Origin of the sequence: Pseudomonas sp. B1(2018) (assembly GCF_003097365.1) — a bacterium.
GTDB lineage: Bacteria > Pseudomonadota > Gammaproteobacteria > Pseudomonadales > Pseudomonadaceae > Aquipseudomonas > Aquipseudomonas laurylsulfatiphila.
In genome coordinates this window covers 178,597-199,586 of sequence record NZ_PYUK01000005.1, presented here as the reverse complement: position 1 = coordinate 199,586, position 20,990 = coordinate 178,597, and the positions used below count along the sequence as shown (strand labels likewise).

Here is a 20,990-nt window from a genome sequence, read left to right as displayed (position 1 = left end):
CGATTGGGTAGGGAAGGGGGGCTGATTGATAAATGGCAGGCGTAAAAAAGCCCGATCTGAACCGGGCATTGTTTGCGTCACAAAGACCTGCTTAAGTGATCGTAGGTGTTGCCATTGCGGACTTCGACAAACCCGCCTGAATGCGCTGTGTGATTTCTTCTCGATGCACCTGGACATCCTTTGGTGCGCTAGTTCCGATACGTACCTGTTTGCCGCTAACACCCAGCACTGTGATCGTGATGTTGTTGCCTATGTTGATGCTTTCGCCTTCTTTGCGAGTCAAAATCAGCATTGTCCATTTCCTTGCGTGAGTGGGTTTCCCAATGCCGCCTTGCAAGAAGCGGCATCAGTGAAATGTCACTGCATTACGCGGATTTCATTGCGAGGGAACCACGCCCCGTCAACCAGAACCATGCAGCCAACAAACGCGGCGTAGCGGGTGTCTCGGTCAGTCTGGAAGCCGTAGTAGGAGCAAGTGGCCCGAGAGGCAAGACTGCTCAGCAACATGCCACCCAGGATCAGTGCCAGCAGGATTAACAGAACCTTTGTCGCGTACTTCACGCCTCGATACCGTAGTCAGCCAGGCGCAGGCCGAAGTGCATGCTTATTTCCTTCAGCACCACAAACTCTGCTGGCTCGATCAGGCCGTCAGCCTGGGCAATGGCAAGAATGTTGACGAAGGCTTCCTCCGCATCGGCCGGAACGTTTTTGATGTCGGCCAGTTCGCGTTTGATCGCCAATCGGCCTACTTGAAAGTTGGCGTTCAACTGACCTGTAAAACGATTGATGGTTTCGGTGATCTCGCTGCCGAAGTGCGTCAAATTCGGGTTAGAGCGAATCAACTCATCCAGCTTGGAAACCTCGCTGGCTTCAATCTCTCCGTCGGCCGCGGCAACCAATAAGCCGCCACCGACAATGGCCTGCATCAAGTCGCGGGTAACGACCTTCTTCATTTCGGCCTGGGCGTTACCGACTTGTTTTCCGAAGAGTTTTTTCATTCCGAACATGGTGTTTTCTCATTGCAGGGGAGGGGGATTTCCCACATAGCCCTGCTGCCAAGGCTATGAAGTGAAATCTGATCGGGCTGTCAGCGGGGCCCAGATACGGCGCACTTAGGTAGGTGTCGCCCACGCCGGGTGCGTTAGTCTTTTTGCAGCTGACAGCTTTGAATCGATCGGGTTGTTAAAGAGCGGCGGGTGGCCCCGTATTGCCGCCGCGATTCACTGCGGCGGACAAATATTGCCGCCGGGGATATTTAAAGTCAATGCCGCCGGAGATATAAATCCGCGCTATGAAAAAAGGCCCGTGCTGGTCGGGCTGGCTTTGGGCTAGATATTTGCGGGGAGGTCCCAAGAGATACGCGCGGCGCAGTCATCTTCTTGACGCACTAGTACGTGCTCGGTTTCTGCTATCTCTTCAAGGAGCCGTTTCCAGTCCTCAAGGCATTCATCTGCTTCCTTGCAAATGACTGCCATTTTTCGTTTTTGGGCAGCGGGGGCACTGATGATTTTTTGGATACGGAGTCCAAGAAGCTCAAACGAATTTGGCGGTGTTGGTTTGTTTTTTGGCTTTGCCATAGCACTGCTCCTTTTATGTATGGATACACAGTGAATGGCTTGAACCCTAAGCGCTAAAGATTAACGATTAAAAACAATTATTTAACAGAGAAAAGCCCGCAGTTTGCGGGCTTTAGGAGGGAGGTGTTCAAGGGAATTAGAGACAAATCGAAGGGCTCAAATTTAGATTCTGCCCAGCACCTTGCTGGGAGCAAGAATTGCCCCTACGTAATGGATTTTCTCGATATCAATCCGAGCTACTGTCAGCCGCTCGCCGTAAGCCGAGTTGATCGACATGAGGCTGACCTCTTCTTCGGTCTCGAAGAGAAGTTCTTTAACCATGCTTTGTCCATCAACGGTGGTGACCATCACATACTCACCCGGCACTAGGCGGTGATTAGGTTCGCAGACAGCGACCCACCCGCTACGGATCGCTGGTGCCATTGAGTCACCCTTGAGCCGAAGTGCGTAGGCATCCTCATCTCTGGAGTAGGTCTCAACCCAGCCAGCTGCCTGGTCAAGGCTTGTCCAATATCCCTCACTGCCGAGCTGTGCGGTGCCTTCGATATTGATTCTGCGAGGTGAGGAATAGATGGGGGGGCCAGCCTCGACATTGGATTCGAAGCTGGACTGCGCCATTTTCGCAATCTCATCAGCCAGTCGAGGGCTGAATGACTCCACGGGCTTGGAAATCAATCCGGCAATTGCGCTAGCGACTTTCGCATTCAGTGCGTTGTAGCCGTTCAGGTACGAACTGACGGAGCCCTGATTTATGCCTAGGGCATCTGCGATCTTTCCCTGAGTCAGGGCGTCACGCCGCGACTTGCCTGTGTTGAAGGCATCCACAGCCGCTTTGAGTGCCAAGCACTCTTCTTTTTCCCAGTCTTCGAGTTCGCGTTTTTTCATTCCACGATTATTCCTAGCGGCGATATTTAATCAAATGCCGCCGGGCTTGATAAAATAAATTCCGCCGGAGATACTTATTGGGTGTTTAGTAAAGGAGATCGGCGAGATGAGCCGAAAAAGTCTGGATGAGTTTGCTCGTGCACGTGGGCAAACCAACGCAGCAAATCTGCTTGGGATGTCCCAAGGGTCGCTCAACAAAGCTCTGCAGGTTGGTCGTGACATTTTTGTTACTGAACACGCAGATGGCTCTTTCACAGCTGAAGAGCTCAGACCATTCCCGGTCCAAAGCGCAAAAAGGCCGCGTCGCCGGATGCTGCCCATTTCATGAGCAAACTTTGAGCGCAACGGCGCCGAGAGAAAACTAGACGATGAAATCGCCAGTGCTAGACACCCGTCGCAAAGCAGTCATTGCCTCTGCCAATGCATTCCCTGGCGGACTTGCATACGCCTCTGACTTTCTTGGCGAAGAAAATCTCAAACGCTTCAAAAACCGGATTTACGAGTCGGCAGGTGTCAGGCCCCTCACCGACGATGAGGTCTGCACGCTTGAGACTGAAGCCAAAACCACCTTCTTGCCGGACTACATCTGCGCTATGTACGGCGGCGTATTTGTTCGTCTGCCTGAGGTTGGTGAGCTGGACAACGTAGACATGCACCAGCGCTCTTTACGTACTTCTGTGAAGCGCGGCCGCGTTGACCAGTTTCTTGCCCTAGCGCTGGAGGACGGAGAAATCACTGCAGCGGAAGCCGCAGAGATTCTGGCCTTGCACGCGAAACACTTGGCTGCCCGACACGAGGAGGTGACCGCACTGATTGAGTTGCACAAGTCGAAACGCCCAGCCCGAACGCCAAGCGGGAAGGGCTGACATGCAGTTCACGATCGCGATCAACCAAGTTAAAGCGCTGGAGTGGGGGTTGAACTCCCAACAGGCGCTGCTGTTTTCGTTTGTCTACGAGTGTCCTAGCTGGGCAAGGCCAATCAAGACCGATAACGGGATTTTCTTTGCCTTGAGCAAGGCAAAGATCGTGGAGGAATTGCCCTTGCTCACCGACAAACCAGATACCGCGTATCGACTTCTCAAAGGGCTCGAGACCGCCGGGCTGATCGAGCTATCCCACACGTCCAACATCAGTTTGTTTCGTTTGACCGAAAAGGCCAAAGAGTGGAATCGCAAGTTGGACGGGTCGGAAAAATATCCGACCTCTGATGCGTTTGAGGGTCGGAAAAAAATCCGATCTACCTCGGAAAAATCTCCGAGCAAGGTCGGAAAAATATCCGAACAGGGTCGGAAAAAAATCCGAGGAGGGTCGGAAAAATTTCCGACAAATCAGGGTACCAGTAATCAGGGTACCAATCAGGTAACCAGTAATCAGGAAAGTCAGGGCGCTAATGCGCCAGGCAAATCGTCAAGATTCGACCCGCTGGCCGCCAAACCGGAAAACGTCAGCGTCGAGGTTTGGGGCGATTGGTGCCAGCACCGCAAGGAAATCCACAAGCCCCTCACCGCTAAGAGCTGCGAACAACAGGCCAAGGCCTTGGCGAACCATCCAGCCCCCGACTCCGTTCTATCCCTTTCGATCAGCAACGGATGGACGGGGATCTTCCCCGACAAAGCAGTCATCCCCGTACCACTTCCGACCAGCCGCCATTCCGGCTTTGACACTCGCGATTACAAGGCCGGCACCAAGGAGAACGCCAATGGCACCTTCCGTCTCTAACTTCGGCGCTCACATGGACCGCAAATTCGGTGTCATCGGCCGTCAGCCAGCGAGCTGCTTCGATCATGGCGAATATTCGGCGGTCATCCTCAAGGGTGGCAACCTGTCTGGGTGTCCCGTCTGCGCGAGCAACAAGCGCGACATGCAAGAGCTCGAGCGCAAACGCTGTCAGTTTCGGATAGTTCAGCACTCAAGCGCCCGGATTCCGAAGCGTTTCGCGGAAAAGACATTCGCCGATTTCGTCGTATCGAATCCGGCCCAGCAGATTGCCTTGGATGCGTGTACCGACTATGTCGACAACTTTTCGAAGCATCGCCGGGAAGGTCGCTGCATGTTGCTGTTGGGGAAGGTCGGTACCGGCAAGACCCACCTGGCCATTGCTTCGGCCAGTCACCTGATCAACGAATGCATGGTCAAGGCGATTTACCGCACGGTGGGCACTCTCATCGGCGAGATTCGGGCGACGTTCAATGATCGCTCAGGCGAGTCCGAGGCGCACATCTTGCGGGAGGTGATTGGCGCGGACCTGCTGGTGCTCGATGAAGTTGGTGCAACCAAGCAGAGCGAGTTCGAGCTGGCCACTCTGTTCAGCATCATCAATGGTCGTTACGAGCAATGCCGTCCGACGATCATCGTCAGCAACCTGTCTCCCACCGAACTGAACGACGCCATTGGTGCGCGCTGTGTCGACCGCATCCGCGAAAACGGCTGCATTGGCGTGGCATTCGACTGGGAATCTCAACGCGGTAAGGAGGGCTTCTGATGAACGCCGCCAAGCAACAAAACGTGCTCGCCGGGCAATCGTCGCTCGCCCGCAAAGTATTTCAAGTCGTGCCAATCCAGGAGCGCTGGAGTGCTCACGATATTTTCAATTCGTTGATGGTTGCCGAAACCACGGGTGCCCAGTTTCCGGCCGTACGTCGCGGTTTGGGCGAGTTGAAGGACGCAGGTCTCATTCGTGAACCTGTTAACGGACATTTCCAGCGCACCGCCATCACCATCACGCCCCAGAGAGCACAGAGCATGTCGAAAGAAACCAAGCCGGCCGAGGCTACCACCAAGAACCCTGAGGGTAGCGCTCTGGATACATTGGCGGTGCTGTCTGGCGAGGTAATCAGCTTTGCCGAGGAGGTCGGTCAGCGCATGAAAAAGCTCGCCGCGCGTATCGAGGAAGTGGCGTTGTCCGTTGAGGCAGAGCGCGAGGTCAATGCTGAAGCGCTCGACAAATTCAAGCTCCTGCAATCTCTGCTAAAGGGGGGCTAATGGGCAAGCGCATGGGGATCAGCTTGGAGTTGCCTGATCGCCGCCTGGGTATTCCGGATCCGGCAAACTATCGGTTTGCCGTGTTCTGCTGTTCGTACAAGGTGGACTTGGGCAGCACCCCCGATCACGCATTGGCGCTGTTCGTTGACCAGGCAATGGCCGAGCGCTACGGCGCCTGGATGTGGCCCTCGACATTTGAAGTGGTCGACCTGCTTGGCAAAAGGGGCGAGGACCAATGACTGCTACTTTGAAAACCCTGACTGTGAAACTGTCTGATGCCGTCATCAAACAGCATGCCGTCGACCCGACCATTACCGAGCTGAAGGATCCTCGGCACCCGCTGCGCTTTCGTTACCGTCACGACCGTAGCAAAGGCAGTTGGCACCTGGTGCGTTTCGACAAGGGCGCCAAATGGAAAAAGGCTGCCAACTGGCCCGATGTGCCGGCGCGGGTCATGCTCGACAGCTTGCCGGTCGTACAGGCCCGGTTGTTGGCCGATCCGTCGGCTGCTGCCACGGTGGATGGTTGGGAGCGTGTCGGGCAGGTGTTGGAGTGGTATGCCGCGCGCCTGAACACCGATAACAGTTTGTCCAAAAGCCGCCGGGGATCGTCGTTGTCGGCGATCCGTTGCCAGTTGTTGCCCGCTCTGGGTGATTTGCCTTTGTGCAAACTCAATGCCGATACCTTGGACCGACACTTGGTCTGGCACATGCAGGCTGAATACAGCCTGTCCTACGTCAAGTCGGTGTTGGACGTACTTAAGGTGGTGTTTGGCGCCGCCTTAACGCTGAAAAAGATCACCGTGAATCCACTGCTTGGTGTGTCGTTCAGTCACTTCACCAAGGCCAAAATCAAGCCCAAGGGCGCGCGCTTGCGACACGTCGCCGTGGTGGACCTGCTGGCCGAATGGGGTGAAGCGTTCACCACAGAACCGGCGGCCGTGACGCTGCTGGTGTTGATGCTGACCCATGCCACGCGGATCACCGAAACCCGTCTGGCCAAGTGGAAAAACATCCACTTGGAGGCGGGGGAGTGGTTCATCCCAGCCGATGACACCAAATCCAAGCGCGACCACCTGTTGCCGTTGACCACGCAGGCCGTGGCTTTTCTGGAACGTTACCGTGCGCAGCAGCGGGCCCAGGGTTACGACGGGGCGTACCTGTTTCCGGCGACTTCACGTGCGGGGCGCCCGATTTCACGCAGCCAGGCCTTTGCCATTTTTGCCCGATTGGGAGCCGGCGAGTGGACCAGTCACGACCTGCGCAAACTGGCACCTTCCATCTGGGCCAACCTCGGTGTCGATTCACTGGTGGGAAAACTGCTACTCAACCACGCCCTGACCGAACTGGAGCGCACCTACTTTCAGGCGATGGGTGAGGTGGTAAAGCGCAACGCCCTGGAGCGGTGGCATTGCTGGCTCGACGCACAGGGTTTTGATGCATTGCAGGACAAGACAGGAGCAAGACGCGTGAGTAAGCCGGTTGCCCTGGACCCCTCAGGCTGGTTGGCCTGAAGCCGAAAACAGAAATTAATCTTACAAGAGGATTCAAACATGCATAAAGGGCAGGCGCTTGGCATTAAGAGGGAGCGAATCGATCTGGAGCCTTGCTCGATCTGCAAGCGCAAAGCGGTAGTGGCAGGAGTGTTTTATGAGCAGATTTGTACTGCTTGCAACGGCTCAGGTTGGGTTGTTTTGGGTAGCAGGTTGGTGCTTTCTTCGGACGAATTAGTCACCCAGTTGAGTTTCAAACTGCAGCAGGCTCAGCGTGAAATTGAGGTGCTTAAGCAGAGCTCGTCGATATCTGACCAGACCGAGTATCACCAAATGAACAACCGTCGCGGTGCCGGCGGCACAAATTACACAGGGGATTGAGAACATGATGATTCGAAAACCAGCGGGCCGACCTTTGGGTGATACCGAATACCTGCTGGAGCAGTGGGGATGGTGGCGGATGGATGGGGCCGGTGTCCCAACCTATATCTCTCCGACTTTTGCACTAATGCGTCAGGCGATGCCGCAAGTGTCGGCAAGCAAGAGCTATTGCATCACAGATGAATGGGCCGGAGCTATTGATAGCGCGATTGCGCGGCTCTCACATCGTGACCGACAGATGGGCGATATTATTTGGCTCTACTACGGTGCTAAATGGCCCATGCTTCGGGTTGGCAAGCACTACGGCATAAGTGAAGGGAAGACGCGGGAATTAGTGAGAGCAGGGATCGCGTGGATAGATTGTGCTGTCGATGAAATGCGAAAAGCTGCTTAAGCTATTAGCCGATTGCTGCCTGTTGCGACAGGCAGAGAACGACCCATTGCTGCCAGTCATTTGCGTCTACAAAATCAGGGGCGATTCATCTTTTATGTAGGGGGTCCAGATTGGCAAACGTCAATAACTTTAACTGCGACTTTGGGGCTTTCGTTTCTCAGTAAGTCGTCTAGCTCTGTATTGGTTATTGAGGTCGTCCCGGTTGTAGTGTTTGCCCTTCCGGCAACCAGTCAGCTTTCGAAGCGATAAAGGGCGTGCCAAGCCGATGCCTTTGGCCAATATAAATGACCTCGTTGATGCCTTCGTCTTTTGAGAATAAAAAATTATTTTTGCTCCTCTTGAATCGTTTTTCTCACATCGCTATATATTTTTGTACGCGATGCCGAAATCGGGTCGCGCCATAAATCACTTGGAGAAAACTCAGGAGATTTAGCTATGGCTAGTACCGTTTCGTTGGCCCCACTGTTCCGTCAGTCGGTAGGCTTTGATCGTTTCAACGACCTTTTTGAATCCGCGCTACGCAGCGAGGCGGCCTCGACTACCTACCCACCTCATAACGTCGAGAAGCACGGTGACGATCATTATCGAATTGTCATAGCTGCGGCGGGTCTGAGTGAGGAGGATTTGGACATTCAAGTCGAGAAGGAGGTTTTGACCATCGCCGGTGGCAAGCGAGAAAGCGATCAGGAGACGATTTACCTTCATCAGGGAATCGCTCAACGTGCATTTCGACTGTCTTTCCGTTTAGCGGATCACATTGAGGTTCAAAATGCATCGTTGTCCAATGGGCTGTTGAGCATTGATCTGCTGCGGGTTGTACCAGAGGAAGCCAAGCCTCGGCGCATCAACATTGATGGCTCGGGGAGGTCTGATCTGAAACAAATCAACTGATAGCAGCAAACGAGGCGCTCTTCGGAGCGCCTTTCTTAACTGCAGAATCGGCCAATAGAAGACATTCTCTGGCCTCTCAAAAGATATCCCACGAATATCTCCTAATTGAACGATTCCACGAGCATAGTCTAGCTTTACGAACCACCAGATTGGAGTCGATGGCCTGGCAGATCAGGATGAATCGGTCCCGATATCGTAGAGCCCATATGAGAGGCAGCTTTTGGCCGATTGTGTTGAAAAAGTCGGTTCTTCCAGACTGTCCGCATACTGACCACTGAAAACGCCTTTTTTGCGCGTAGCTACGCGAAATCTGAGCCCGGAATCCTCTGCTCAACGTAAAGATTTCAATCTCAATCGCGTACTTTTCTGCCGTTGAAACCATTGCCGACTTTTTCAACAGAATCGGCCGATAGCAGTCCGTTAGACAGTTTTATATTGCCAATCATTAGGTATTAGGCTTGCTTCAGCCCAGCTTGATTTCACCCGGCTGGGCGGCTTGAGCTACACTTTAAGGGCTGTGCTCACGAACGTTGAAAGCGGTCCAACGCAGAGCAGGGGGAGGCAATATGTCTTGGTCGGTGACGGTGGAGCGGGAAACGAAGAGGAGACTGGTACTTGAAAAGTGGTTAGAGCATGTTGCTCAAGCTACAGCTGCTGGCGAGAAACCTAATAAGCGTAAGTTTGTTATGAACTCAAAAGGCGAACCATACGAAACCAACATTACCAGCCTCAATAGTTGGATTGATAGGTACGCTATCCATTCTTCTGGCACCTCCAGGACTGGTGCAGCAAATACCAAAGAAGCCAGTAAATCTTACGCCAACTCTGTAGCTGCCCTTGAAGACGACTTCAAAACGTTTCTTACTGAGCGACGACAGCCTGAAAATCAATACCGCTTGGACTTCTGCAGAGGACAGCAGAAATTGTTACGTGTGTAGTGGTCTAATGAAACCGGACACCCATTTAGGCGAGAATGCTCGCCAGATCGAGGTGTCTGATGACCAAACAACGCCGTTCCTTTTCTGCTGAATTCAAACGCGAGGCTGCCGACCTCGTGCTCAAGCAAAACTACAGCTACATCGAAGCCAGCCGTTCACTCGGCGTCGGCGAGTCGGCCCTGCGCCGCTGGGTTGATCAGGTTCAGCAGGAGCGCCAAGGCGTCACGCCGCAGAGCAAAGCATTGACCCCGGAACAACAGAAAATTCAGGAGTTGGAAGCCCGGATCGCCCGCCTTGAACGGGAAAAATCGATATTAAAAAAGGCTACCGCGCTCTTGATGTCGGAAGATCACGAGCGTACGCGCTGATCAATCAGCTGAGCGTCCATGAGCCAGTTGATTGGCTGTGCAAGGTGTTTGAAGTCACTCGTTCGTGCTACTACGCCCAGCGCCTTAGGCGCCGCACGCCTGATGTTGAACGACTTCGGTTGCGCAGCCGGGTGAGCGAGTTGTTCACGCAAAGTCGTAGCGCTGCCGGCAGCCGCAGCATCTTGTCGCTGATGCGTGAAGACGGTGAGCAGCTCGGTCGATTCAAAGTACGCAGCTTGATGCGCGAGCTAGATTTAGTCAGTAAACAACCCGGCTCACATGCCTACAAACGAGCGACAGTAGAAAGACTCGATATCCCGAATACCTTGAACCGTGAGTTTGATGTACCAGCCCCGAATCAAGTCTGGTGCGGCGACATCACCTACATTTGGGCCCAGGGGAAATGGCATTACTTGGCGGTCGTGCTGGATCTATGCACGCGCCGGGTGGTGGGCTGGGGGTTGTCGCAAAAGCCGGACGCTGAACTGGTGATCAAGGCCCTGGATATGGCCTACGAGCAGCGTGGCAGGCCTTCGGGTCTGCTGTTTCACTCGGATCAGGGGTCGCAATACGCAAGCCGGCTATTTCGTCAGCGATTGTGGCGTTATCGCATGCGCCAGAGCATGAGTCGCCGGGGAAATTGCTGGGACAACGCGCCAATGGAGCGCGTGTTCCGCAGCTTAAAAACGGAATGGATACCGACCACGGGCTACAGAACAGCTCAAGAAGCCCAGCGTGATATCAGCCACTTCTTGATGCATCGGTATAACTGGGTTCGGCCTCACCAATTCAACGGTGGGTTGGCGCCAGCTCGGGTCGAAGAAAAACTTAACGTCGTGTCCGGGATTAGTTGACCACTACACGTGCTCTGCTGGCAGAAATTGATAGGCAGATTTTTGAGTTGGAGACCAAGCTAGCCTCGAAGCCCAAAGAGCGGCGTCAATGAGAATTACACCCGCTGGCACACCCCGTGCGACGCGATAACCCTGACCAAGTTCTACACTTGGTAGAGCGTCTAACCAGAACCCTTAAAAACGAATTTAGTCACACTCCATACATCGTTCTACCTCAGTGCATTGCTGCCTTCGCTGGTATCGAGGGCAATGAAGAGGTGCAACGCGTGGTTATGCTCGCTTTGCGTTTTGTAACGCTGCCGTGCTTGTGAAGCTGATCATCCCTACAACCGATTTGCCGTCACTCTGCCCACCGTCCGCTACTGGCCGATTGTGTTGAAAAAGTCGGCCACGGTTTCCACAGCAGAAAAGTACGCGCTTGAGATTGAAATCTTTACTTTGAGCAGAGGGTTCCGGGCCCAGATTTCGCGTAGCTGCGCGAAAAAAAGGCATTTTCAGCAGCCAGTACGAGGGATGCCTGGAAGGACCGACTTTTTCAACACAATCGGCCAATTGCTGCTTGTCGCCAAGTACAGTAAACAACCCATTGCAGCCACTCCCCAACGACTGTGATCGGGACAAGGCTACCTACCGAAAACGGCACCCATTGCGGACTGACCGATCGTCACCCGTAGGATCAAAACCAATGCAGGAGCGCAATGGTATACAACAAGCCGATGCTGAGGGTGATGATCAGGTAGACCACCACGAGCATCAGCACGTGATTCCACATGACACTGATCTCCCATAACCACGGTTTGAGGCGCGTTAGGGGCGTCTGATAAACCGAATAACGTACCACAGCATCCGTGCTGCTCCTGAATCGGCGGGCACTTCACCATGCCAAACGAACAGAACACACAGTAGTCACCGGGGTTCGGGCGTAGCAGGGTTTTGCAATTGCCACACTCGTAGAAGAACTGGCAGGCGTCCGTGGGCATGGCTTCCTGCTTGGCGAAACCGCAATGCGGGCAGGTCAACACGGATTCGAAGATGACGGTGCTAGTAGTTGCCTCGTTTGTGCACGGTGGAGGGATAATCCGCATTCGTCGTCGCCTTGGTTAACGTCTCAGGATCCGCCGATCTGTTGAGTCATCGTTTTCTCCGTTAAATCGATCTAACCTAGAGTCACTCTAACCCCGTACCCGGGTACAGAATCAAGGGGCGTGTGATGGCAACAGGGCTGAGTATCGGCATGTTGGCGGCAGCTGCCGGGGTGAACATCGAGACTATTCGCTATTACCAGCGACGCGGCTTGCTGGATGAGCCGCCAAAGCCGCTCAGCGGTTATCGGCTCTATCTACCGGAGCAGGTCAAACGGTTGTCCACGGGCGAAGCGAAACTGCTGAAGGGGCTTCAAACCGCCTTGGGCGATTGGCACGATCACTATCAGTGGTGCCAAAAGGTCCAGGTCGAGATGGATCTGCTTCCTCTTCAAACCATCTGGTCAGACTGTGCCGCGTCTGCACTGCAAAGGGCTGAGCTTCAGCTGTCTGAGGTGGTCAAGCTGCTGCCTAAATCATCGGGTAAAAAAAAGGCCACCTAAGGTGACCACGGAGTAATCGATAGCAGTGGGCAGAGTGAGACTGTCGTTTGGCTCCGTTAATGATTGCAGCAACACCTATTCCGTTGGATCAAAGCAATTCTAGGATGGCCATGGTAAACAACCATCCGATGCTGAGGGTAATAGTCAGGTAGACAACCGCGAGCATCAAAGGGTGATTCCACATGACACCAAACTCCCATAAACGTTTTTATTTTAGTGCTTGGTAAATTGGGGGCCGTGAAACTCATGAGTTCGTATGAGCAGTAAGGCAATAATTAAGCCATATGAGTGAAGGACGCTTGGATGCGCTTTTGGCCTGTAACGTTGCGTTCTTGGCTAGTGCTTTCAGACGAAAATTGTCCCCAAATTCACCCCCCAAAAAAATGAGATTCCCCGCATGTGGGGGTACGCTCGTCCAGATGGCGCCCAGCAGGATATAAGTCCTAAGTTAATGCTTTGCCGCTGGGGCACACGGCAGAACAAGGCAGATAGGAAACCCGGGGACGATTTAGCAGGCGGACAATGTTGAATGGCCTTTTTGGCCGATTGCCGACTGTCGCACAGGCCTGGCGTGCGTTATTTTCTGTACATCATGGTTAAAGCATAATGGGCAAAGTTCATGCATCCGGCGGTACGTTCAAATGCAAACGCGGTAGTCAAGTTGGGGGTAATTTCGCATATATTGCGGAAAGATCTTTTCCGCACGGGATAGACCTGCTTTTATAGCAGCGTGTGTTGCTGTGAACGCAGCGAGACGCCTTTCAAGAACCCGACCATGGAGTCGGTTTTTTGTACCCTTTTATAAGCCCTGCCATCGAGCGGGGCTTTTTCGTTTTCGGCCCTACGCCTGGCTCTTTGCTCCGAGCGGATGACAGTGACATAGAGGCCGGACCTATTCGAGGACTACAGATGAACACAGAGCATCAGGCGCTCGCCGATGTGCCCCTTTGGCTATTGGTATTGTTGAGCATGGCTGGTTTGTCTGGGGAGATGTTGAGAGCATCAGGTACTGACCTTGGACTTCGGCAGATCCTCCAGCGTGTAGCGCTGCGTTTTCTTGCGTCTGGCCTGTTGGGCATGGCTACGTTGTTGCTCGCGATGGCGCTGTGGAGCAGCTTCTATCTTGCCGCCGGCCTAGGCATCGTAATCGCGGTCATCGGTGCCGATGTAACCGGCGGTTTGTACACCCAGTTTCTGGCCAGAAAAGCTGGTATCAGATCGCATAATTCATAGCGTGATAAAGCAGCCTGGCTCGCTCAACGGACCGCCAGACAGCTACTTCTCGGCTATCGCGGAAAACTAAATGGTCAAAATCAAGATCACGCCCAACATGCTGCCCGTGTCTGAAGCGCTGCTGGAGCTGGAGAAAAAGCACATTCCGCATGTGCTTGCCTTGACCGCTACACGCTTGGCTCGGCGGGTGAAGAAGGGTGAACTGGCCGTCATGGCGCAGCGCTTGGACCGGCCAACCCGAACCACGATGAACAGCTTGTTCGTCAAAATGGCCACCAAAAGCAAGCCGGCCGAGGTGTATTTCAAGGACTCTTGGACCTCTGGCATCCCCGCTGATACCTACCTTCAGCAGACTGTCAGGGGCGGGCCACGACCGCATAAGCGCTTTGAAATGGCCTTGATCGCACGAGGCTTCATGAAGTCCAGCCAGTTCGCTATCCCCAACCCAAACGTCCTCGACAAGCATGGCAACGTTTCCCGAGGAACGATGACCCGGATCTTGTCGGGCTTGGGGGCAGCCGAAACATCGCGTGGCTATCAGGCCAATGCCTCGAACAGCAAGCGCAGTCAGCGCAAGGGCAATGCCAGGAGCTATTTCTCCGGCATCGTTGGAGGAACGGCCGGTGTGTGGGAGCGCAAAGAGACGGCGTTCGGTGATGCGATCAGGCCGATGTTTGTCTTCAGCCGGAGCGCGCCGATGTACCGCACGATCTTCCCGTTCTTCAAGATCGCCAACAACATCTGCAAGGCCAACTACAGCGCTGAGTTCCGCGATGCATTTGCCGATGCAATGGCCACTGCCAAGCCCTAACGACGAGCAAGAAAGACCGGTTTCTGGCTGGTAATGCTCGACTTGTTTGCCCAGACGAAAATTTAACGGGTCCTCCCGAGGGGGCGGGGGGCAGGGGGTAATTCGGGCCCCGCTGCTTCGCTATATATGACCCATTTTTGAATCGAGGTTGTTGTTTAGTCCATGGCCAATCCGACCATCTCCCGCGAGCCTCATTGGCTGAACAAGTCGCGCATGGCTACGAGCCTCGGCATCACGACTCAGGCCTTTGATAAATGGGGCGTGCAGCCTGTTGCGAAGATCGGCCGCGACGTCTTCTACGACGTCCGGTCGGTGCTGGATAACCGGCTCAAGCATCAGGTGACAAAAGACCAACCTGTCGACGACAACGGTGATCCGATCGATCCGCTCATTGAGTACAAACAGGCGCAGCAAAAATTGCGGCTGACAACTGAGCAGGCGGACGCTCAGGAAATGCGCAACAAGGTGAAGGCCAAGAAGCTGGTACCGGTTGATTTTTGCTTGTTCGCATTGTCTCGCCTGAGCGCAAAGCTCGGGTCAACCCTCGACACCGTGCACTTGAAGGTTAAACGCAAGTGCCCCGACATCGAGGTGCGTCACCTTGAGGCGATCCAGCGCGAAGTCGCCGTGACGCGTAACGATGCGGTCGGCTTGGCTGATCTTTTGCCGGAGTTGCTTGATGAGTTTGTCGACACCTTGGATGAGGGCGCTGGTTGAGGGTGTCCGCAAGGGGCTCGCCGGGCTCTACAAAGAGCCGCCGCGCACAGCGGTTGAATGGGCCGATGAACATTTCTATCTGTCGTCAGAGTCGTCCTATCAGGAAGGTGATTGGACGACAGCGCCTTTTCAGGTTGCGATTCTCAACGCGATGGGCAACGACCTGATCCGTGAAGTCAACGTGCTGAAGTCGGCGCGGGTTGGCTACACCAAAATGCTGGTGGCCAACATGGGCTACAAGGTCCAGCACAAGAAACGCAACGTCATCGTCTGGTGCCCAACCGATGGCGACGCTGACGGCATGATGAAGCGGCACATCGAAACGATGATTCGTGACAGTCCTGTGATGCGCGCTTTGGCACCTTGGTATGGGGTGAAGCATCGCGATAATACGCTGGATGAAAAGCGCTTCGATAACGCCAAAATGCTGTGGTGCTTGGGTGGCACGGCGGCGAAAAATTACCGGGAGAAAAGCCCGGATGAAGTGATTTATGACGAGCTGTCGAAGTTCAACGCGGACATCGAGGGTGAGGGGGCCCCGACCATTCTTGGCGACAAACGCCTGGAAGGTGCCACGTTCAAAAAGTCCATACGCGGATCGACCCCGACGACAGTGGTTGTCGCCGACGCCAATGAGGAAACCTCGGGGGAGGGTTGCCAGATCACTCGGGCGGCCAATGACTCCCCACACTTTCTGCGCTTCAACATCAAGTGCCCGTGCTGCGGTACCGAGCAATACCTAAAGTGGGGTGACCCGGCTACGCCGTTCGGTATCAAGTGGGCCGTAGATGAGCTGGGTCAGGTGACCAAGGCCTGGTACCTGTGCGAGTCCGGCCATGGCTGTACCTTCGAATACCACGAAATGGTCGCGGCATCCGTCAACGGTCGTTACATCTGCGAGCGGACCGGTATCTGGACGCGTGACGGTATGGACTGGTTCACCGATGTGGACACTTCAATGCCGTCGCCGCGTTCGGTGACTTTCCATATCTGGACGGTGTACTCGGAGTTTGTGACCTGGGCTGAAGTCGTCACGGAATGGCTCAAGATCAAGAAGGATCGGGGCAAGCTCAAAACCTTCGTCAACACCACCCTGGGCGAAGCGTGGGAAGAAGACCAAGGTGAGCAGCTGGAATGGCAGCAGTTGCAAGCGCGCCGGGAGATCTACCCGCAAGTGCCGGCTAAAGCGGTTGCCCTATTCGGCGGTATTGATACCCAGGATGACCGCTATGAAGGCCGGGTCTGGGCGTTTGGCGCGGGTGAGGAAGCATGGCTGGTCCATAAGTTCGTGCTGCAAGGTGACCCGGGCAGCATCGAGCTAAGGGCTAAGGTCGGCATCGAGATCCACAAGACCTTCACCCGGGCGGATGGCACGGTGATGGGTGTGGAGCGTTGGTGTTGGGACCAGGGTGGTCACTACTGCGACGAAGTACGTGAGGAATGCATCAAACACGGCACCCAGTGGGTGATCCCTGTATTCGGTGCCTCGACCTACGGCAAGCCGATTGCGACCTGGCCGCGTAAGAAAACCAAGGTCAAAGGCGGACGTGCGTACCTGGTCGAAGTGGGTACCGACAATGCCAAAGAGCTGATTTATGGCCGTCTCAAGATGCAGCCGGACGGTTCGGGCGTGCCTGTGCCTGGCTGTATCCACCTGCCTGCCAACGAGATGATTTGCGGCGAAGACGAATTGCGGCAACTGACCGCCGAGCGCCGCAAGTGGGTGATCGTCAAACACCAGCGCGTCCAGCGTTGGGACGCAGGCGGGCGACGAAACGAAGCGCTCGATTGCCTGGTGTACGCGTTGGCAGCGCTACGCATAACACAGCAGCGCTTTGGCATGAATCTCGACCTGCTCGCACAGCAGTTGCCGTCAGGCACTTGGGTTGTGCCGGTGAGTATCGAGCAGGAAAGCAAACCGGCCACCGTTGCCGCACCGGAATCGGCCCCGGCCCCGGTGTCTCAGGTAGAGACGGAACAATCATCCGACCAGCCCGCCGAGTCGGGTGGCTGGCTTAATACAGGGCAAGGCGCATGGCTATAACCGCTCAAGACATGGTGGACCGTTATCTGGAGGCCGAATTGGCCATCCTGCAGGGCAAAGAAATCCTCTTTAACGGTCGCAAGCTGATCATGGATGACCTGGAGGAAATCCGCGCCGGCCGATTGGAATGGGAACGCCGGCTGCGAGCACAACAGGCAGCAGTGGCGGGGCAACCGCCGTACGCCTTGGCGACATTCCGATGAACCTGCTGGATCGTGTGCTGGCCCCGGTGTTTCCCGGGCTGGTGGCTGACCGACTGCGTGCCCGTAGCACGATCATGGCCTTTGAAGCGGCGCAGGCGACCCGCACCCACCAAGCCAAAAAACAATCGGCCAGCGCGGACCGCTCGCTGCAACGTTCGGCGCGCTCTTTGCGCGAGCAGTGCCGCAAGTTGGACGAAGACCACGACATCGTCACCGGCTTGTTCGATCGCCTGGAAGAGCGGGTGGTGGGCGGCATGGGCATCGCGGTTGAGCCGTTTCCGTTGAGCTATGCCGGGGAAGTGCATTTGGAATTTGCTGCGCAGATCAAGGCCCGCTGGGCCGAGTGGTCGTTGCGCCCGGAAACGTCCGGCGAGCTGTCCCGACCGCAGATGGAGCGGCAGGTGTGCCGAACTTGGCTGCGCGATGGCGAAGCCTTGGCGCAGAAGCTCAAGGGGCGTGTGCCCAGCTATGAGCATTTGAGCGTGGTGCCCTTCGCTTTGGAGTTGCTGGAGCCGGATTACCTGCCGTGGGAATACAACGATGAAGCCAAGGGCATTGTGCAGGGTATCGAGCGCAATCAGTGGCGGCGGGTCCGGGCCTATCACTTGGTCAAGCATCACCCCGGGCATGCCGCCGGTTTCCAGCTGACTTTGACCACCAAGCGCGTGCCGGTCGAACAGATGATTCACATCGCGCACCGTAAGCGCATCGGTCAAAACCGCGGTCAACCCTTGCTGCATGCCGTGCTGATTCGCTTGGCGGACATCAAGGATTACGAGGAAAGCGAACGGGTTGCCGCACGTATCAGCGCGGCACTGGCCATGTACATCAAAAAAGGCACACCGGACGACTACACCACGCCATCGGCGGTGAATGGCCAGGCTGCCGCTGCTCGCAGCATTCCCATCGGTCCGGGCATGGTGTTCGACGGCCTGCTGCCTGGCGAGGACGTCGGCATGATCGAAAGCAATCGGCCCAACCCTTTTCTGGAAGGCTTCCGCAACGGTCAGCTCAAGGCCGTGGCCGCAGGCACCCGTGGCACCTACTCCAGTGTTGCCCGCAGTTACGACGGCACCTATTCCGCACAGCGTCAGGAGCTGGTCGAGGGGCAGGCAGGTTATGACCTGCTGCAGCACGAATTTATCGACTACTGGAGCCGCCCGGTCTATCGCGAATGGCTGCACATGGCGATTGCCAGCGGGGTGATCAAGGTGCCGGTCGACGTTGATCCGGACACGGTGTTTGGCGCGATCTACCAAGGGCCGGTGATGCCTTGGATCAACCCGATCCATGAGGCCAATGCCTGGAAAATTCTGGTCGAGGCCGGTTTTTCCGATGAATCGGAAGTGGCGCGGGCGCGGCAGCGCAATCCGCAGGAACTCAAGCGTTCCCGGGCTTCGGAAATCAAAACCAACCGGGAACAGGGACTGGTCTTTAGTTCGGACTTCTATCACGAGACCTATGGAAAATCGCAAAGCAATGAACAGCAAAACAAAACGAAGCCTGCCGATGATGAGGCCGAGGGCCTCGATAACCCCGACGAATAAGCCCGGTGAAAGCTGGTACTCGCTCCGTGCGGCGCAGCAGCGCGGGGTAGTCGAGGTGATGCTGTACGACGAGATCGGCGCGTGGGGCATTACCGCCAAACAGTTCGCCCGCGATTTGGCCGCCATCGGCGATGTGTCTCAGATCAACCTGCACATTCACTCTCCGGGCGGCGACGTGTTTGAAGGGACCACTATGTACAACCTGCTGCGCGGCCATTCGGCGCGGGTGGTGGTGTACATCGACGGTCTCGCCGCTTCGATGGCCAGCGTGATTGCCATGGCCGGGGATGAAATCAACATGCCGGCCAATGCCATGATGATGATTCACAAGCCATGGGGTGGTCAGGTAGGTGATGCCGACGCCATGCGCGAGTACGCCGACTTACTCGACAAGGTCGAGAGCACGCTGATTCAGGCGTATACGCGCAAGTCGGGCAAGGCGATCGAGGACATTCAGGCGCTGCTCAAGGCGGAAACCTGGATGGATGGCAACGAAGCGGTGGCGGCCGGTTTCGCTGACAACGTGCTTGATCCGTTCAAGGCGGCCGCCCAACTCACTTCAAAACGAATGCAGGAGTTCACCAATATGCCTACCTCGGCAAAAAATCTGTTCAATCCACGCGGTTCTGCTCCAACCCCAGCGCCCGCTCCAGCTCCAGCCCCGACACCTGCGCCGGTTGTTGATCCGGCGCCGGTTGCGCTGACCCTGGATCAGATGCGCGCCCAGGTCATGGCTGCGGATAGTGCTCGCCGTACCGCAATCAATGCCGCGTTCTGCGGCTCGCTGGTCACCAGCCACACCGAGCTGCTCAACACCTGCCTCAATGACCTGAGCTGCACGGCCGAGATGGCGCGTGAAAAACTGTTGGTCGCGCTGGGTTCGACCACCACCCCAACGAGCGGCCCCGGGCATCATGGCCACATCAGCAATGGCAATCTGGTCGGCGATTCGGTGCGCGCCTCTCTGGCGGGCCGTTTGGGTCAGGCGGAAAATCAGAAAGACAACGCCTATAACCACATGAGCCTGCGCGAGCTGGCCCGTGCCTCGCTGCATGATCGCGGCATTCTAGTGGCCACCCTTGATCCGATGGCCATGGTCGGCTTGGCGTTCACCCATGACTCCAGCGACTTCGGCAACATCCTGGTGGACAGTGCCGCCAAGTCGGTCCTGCTCGGCTGGGACGAGGCGCCGGAGACCTATCACCTGTGGACCAAAAAGGGCCGCTTGAGTGACTTCAAGGTGGCGTCCCGGGTCGGCATGGGTGCGTTTCCGAGCCTGCGTGAAGTTCGCCCAGGGGCTGAATACAAGTACATCACCACCAATGACCGTGGCGAAAAAATCCGCCTGGCAACCTACGGTGAGATGTTCAGCATCACCCGGCAGGCGATCATCAACGATGACCTCGACCAGTTGAGCACGGTGCCTTACAACATGGGTCTGGCCGCGCGCGGCACCATCGGTGATCTAGTCTATGACACGTTGATCCATTCACCGGTGATGAGCGACGGCAAAGCGCTGTTCGATGCCGAGCGCAACAACCTGTTCTCCGGTACCGGCGCCAATATGTCGATTGAGGCGCTGAGCAAGGCCAAGACCGCCATGGCCTTGCAGAAAACCGAGGTCGAGGGTGGCAAGGCTCGCACCCTGAACATTCGCCCGGCGTTTGTCCTGGTGCCGGTGGCGCTGGAAGACAAGACCAACCAACTGATTCGCTCGGCGTCGGTGCCTGGCGTCGACACTAATGCTGGCATCGACAACCCGATCCGCAATTTCGCCACGGTGATCGCCGAGCCACGCCTGGACGATGATTCGCCGGTCACCTGGTATGAGGCCGCCCGCCAAGGTGCTGACACCATCGAAGTTGCTTACCTGGACGGCGTTGAACAGCCCTACATGGAGCAACAGCAGGGCTTCACCATTGATGGTGTGACGAGCAAGGTTCGGATCGATGCCGGGGTCGCGGCGCTGGATTATCGCGGTCTGAACAAATCAGTCGGTGTCGTGCCACTTGCTAAAGCCAGCCGTTAACGGTTGAAGAGTCCCCTAAACACCCCCGCCGCGAGCGGGGTTTGTTGTTTCTGTGCAGG

Annotated in this window: 25 protein-coding genes and 1 pseudogene; 20 read left to right on the top strand and 6 right to left on the bottom strand. The window is 55.8% G+C overall.

Annotated features, from left to right (window positions below):
- Positions 1-91: 91 nt before the first annotated feature.
- The 5 genes from csrA to C9422_RS10000 all read right to left on the bottom strand — a co-directional run bounded on the left by csrA (position 92) and on the right by C9422_RS10000 (position 2,462).
- On the bottom strand, positions 92-292 hold the full coding sequence (csrA, locus tag C9422_RS10020) for a carbon storage regulator CsrA (protein ID WP_116580534.1): 201 nt from the start codon (positions 290-292) through the stop codon (positions 92-94).
- A 65-nt stretch (positions 293-357) separates the two neighbouring features.
- Positions 358-561, bottom strand: coding sequence for a hypothetical protein (locus C9422_RS10015; protein WP_116580533.1), 204 nt, complete (start codon positions 559-561; stop codon positions 358-360).
- On the bottom strand, positions 558-1,007 hold the full coding sequence (locus C9422_RS10010; RefSeq protein WP_116580532.1) for a tellurite resistance TerB family protein: 450 nt from the start codon (positions 1,005-1,007) through the stop codon (positions 558-560). The genes C9422_RS10015 and C9422_RS10010 overlap by 4 nt, the downstream gene beginning before the upstream one ends.
- A gap of 321 nt (positions 1,008-1,328) precedes the next feature.
- Complete coding sequence (locus tag C9422_RS10005) at positions 1,329-1,577, bottom strand: DUF1654 domain-containing protein (protein ID WP_116580531.1); 249 nt, start codon at positions 1,575-1,577, stop codon at positions 1,329-1,331.
- A 162-nt stretch (positions 1,578-1,739) separates the two neighbouring features.
- Positions 1,740-2,462: a S24 family peptidase gene (locus C9422_RS10000; protein ID WP_116580530.1), complete on the bottom strand. Its 723-nt coding sequence runs from the start codon at positions 2,460-2,462 to the stop codon at positions 1,740-1,742.
- A gap of 106 nt (positions 2,463-2,568) precedes the next feature.
- Between C9422_RS10000 and C9422_RS09995 the strand changes: the two genes are divergently transcribed.
- From C9422_RS09995 to C9422_RS09930, 12 genes are all read left to right on the top strand, one after another.
- Complete coding sequence (locus C9422_RS09995) at positions 2,569-2,790, top strand: Cro/CI family transcriptional regulator (RefSeq protein ID WP_116580529.1); 222 nt, start codon at positions 2,569-2,571, stop codon at positions 2,788-2,790.
- A 40-nt stretch (positions 2,791-2,830) separates the two neighbouring features.
- Positions 2,831-3,328 carry a YmfL family putative regulatory protein gene (locus C9422_RS09990; RefSeq protein WP_008015871.1) on the top strand — a complete coding sequence of 166 codons (498 nt, stop codon included), beginning with the start codon at positions 2,831-2,833 and terminating at the stop codon, positions 3,326-3,328.
- A gap of 1 nt (position 3,329) precedes the next feature.
- Positions 3,330-4,181, top strand: coding sequence for a DNA-binding domain-containing protein (locus C9422_RS32515; protein WP_256589896.1), 852 nt, complete (start codon positions 3,330-3,332; stop codon positions 4,179-4,181).
- Positions 4,162-4,944, top strand: coding sequence for an ATP-binding protein (locus C9422_RS09975; protein ID WP_116580528.1), 783 nt, complete (start codon positions 4,162-4,164; stop codon positions 4,942-4,944). Before C9422_RS32515 ends, C9422_RS09975 begins: the two co-directional genes overlap by 20 nt.
- A complete protein-coding gene (locus C9422_RS09970; RefSeq protein ID WP_116580527.1) occupies positions 4,944-5,444 on the top strand; it encodes a hypothetical protein in 501 nt (166 codons plus the stop codon). The genes C9422_RS09975 and C9422_RS09970 overlap by 1 nt, the downstream gene beginning before the upstream one ends.
- A gap of 29 nt (positions 5,445-5,473) precedes the next feature.
- Positions 5,474-5,683, top strand: coding sequence for a hypothetical protein (locus tag C9422_RS09965; protein WP_116580685.1), 210 nt, complete (start codon positions 5,474-5,476; stop codon positions 5,681-5,683).
- Entirely contained in the window at positions 5,680-6,957 is a 1,278-nt protein-coding gene (locus C9422_RS09960) for a site-specific integrase (protein ID WP_116580526.1), read from the top strand. Before C9422_RS09965 ends, C9422_RS09960 begins: the two co-directional genes overlap by 4 nt.
- Before the next feature lie 39 nt (positions 6,958-6,996).
- Complete coding sequence (locus C9422_RS09955; RefSeq protein WP_116580525.1) at positions 6,997-7,317, top strand: hypothetical protein; 321 nt, start codon at positions 6,997-6,999, stop codon at positions 7,315-7,317.
- Positions 7,318-7,321: 4 nt separating this feature from the next.
- Positions 7,322-7,711: an antiterminator Q family protein gene (locus tag C9422_RS09950; RefSeq protein ID WP_178082417.1), complete on the top strand. Its 390-nt coding sequence runs from the start codon at positions 7,322-7,324 to the stop codon at positions 7,709-7,711.
- Positions 7,712-8,146: 435 nt separating this feature from the next.
- Positions 8,147-8,602, top strand: a complete 456-nt coding sequence (locus C9422_RS09945; RefSeq protein WP_116580523.1) for an Hsp20 family protein — start codon at positions 8,147-8,149, stop codon at positions 8,600-8,602.
- Positions 8,603-9,168: 566 nt separating this feature from the next.
- The gene (locus C9422_RS32195) at positions 9,169-9,540 is read left to right on the top strand and encodes a hypothetical protein (protein ID WP_165824760.1); all 372 of its coding nucleotides are present in this window, start codon (positions 9,169-9,171) and stop codon (positions 9,538-9,540) included.
- 59 nt (positions 9,541-9,599) lie between these two features.
- Positions 9,600-10,762 (top strand): IS3 family transposase gene (locus tag C9422_RS09930; RefSeq protein ID WP_116580520.1). Its coding sequence is split into 2 segments (ribosomal slippage): positions 9,600-9,855 and positions 9,855-10,762, totalling 1,164 coding nucleotides; the frame shifts between segments, so codons are not numbered across the junction.
- Between the two features lie 839 nt (positions 10,763-11,601).
- On the opposite strand, the pseudogene C9422_RS32510 reads toward C9422_RS09930, so the two are convergent.
- Positions 11,602-11,847: pseudogene (locus tag C9422_RS32510) on the bottom strand (GDCCVxC domain-containing (seleno)protein); the annotation flags it as partial.
- Between the two features lie 125 nt (positions 11,848-11,972).
- Here C9422_RS32510 and C9422_RS32505 point away from each other — a divergent pair.
- The 8 genes from C9422_RS32505 to C9422_RS09880 all read left to right on the top strand — a co-directional run bounded on the left by C9422_RS32505 (position 11,973) and on the right by C9422_RS09880 (position 20,931).
- Positions 11,973-12,347, top strand: coding sequence for a MerR family DNA-binding transcriptional regulator (locus C9422_RS32505; protein WP_256589895.1), 375 nt, complete (start codon positions 11,973-11,975; stop codon positions 12,345-12,347).
- Positions 12,348-13,256: 909 nt separating this feature from the next.
- Positions 13,257-13,580: a phage holin family protein gene (locus C9422_RS09910; RefSeq protein ID WP_008015856.1), complete on the top strand. Its 324-nt coding sequence runs from the start codon at positions 13,257-13,259 to the stop codon at positions 13,578-13,580.
- Between the two features lie 70 nt (positions 13,581-13,650).
- A complete protein-coding gene (locus C9422_RS09905; protein ID WP_116580518.1) occupies positions 13,651-14,391 on the top strand; it encodes a hypothetical protein in 741 nt (246 codons plus the stop codon).
- A gap of 162 nt (positions 14,392-14,553) precedes the next feature.
- Positions 14,554-15,108: a terminase small subunit gene (locus C9422_RS09900; RefSeq protein ID WP_008015854.1), complete on the top strand. Its 555-nt coding sequence runs from the start codon at positions 14,554-14,556 to the stop codon at positions 15,106-15,108.
- Complete coding sequence (locus C9422_RS09895) at positions 15,071-17,152, top strand: phage terminase large subunit family protein (RefSeq protein ID WP_116580517.1); 2,082 nt, start codon at positions 15,071-15,073, stop codon at positions 17,150-17,152. Before C9422_RS09900 ends, C9422_RS09895 begins: the two co-directional genes overlap by 38 nt.
- Positions 17,143-17,355, top strand: coding sequence for a primosomal replication protein PriB/PriC domain protein (locus C9422_RS09890; RefSeq protein WP_116580516.1), 213 nt, complete (start codon positions 17,143-17,145; stop codon positions 17,353-17,355). Before C9422_RS09895 ends, C9422_RS09890 begins: the two co-directional genes overlap by 10 nt.
- Entirely contained in the window at positions 17,352-18,902 is a 1,551-nt protein-coding gene (locus C9422_RS09885) for a phage portal protein (protein WP_116580515.1), read from the top strand. Before C9422_RS09890 ends, C9422_RS09885 begins: the two co-directional genes overlap by 4 nt.
- Positions 18,865-20,931, top strand: coding sequence for a ClpP-like prohead protease/major capsid protein fusion protein (locus C9422_RS09880; RefSeq protein WP_116580514.1), 2,067 nt, complete (start codon positions 18,865-18,867; stop codon positions 20,929-20,931). Before C9422_RS09885 ends, C9422_RS09880 begins: the two co-directional genes overlap by 38 nt.
- The last annotated feature ends 59 nt before the right edge of the window (positions 20,932-20,990 follow it).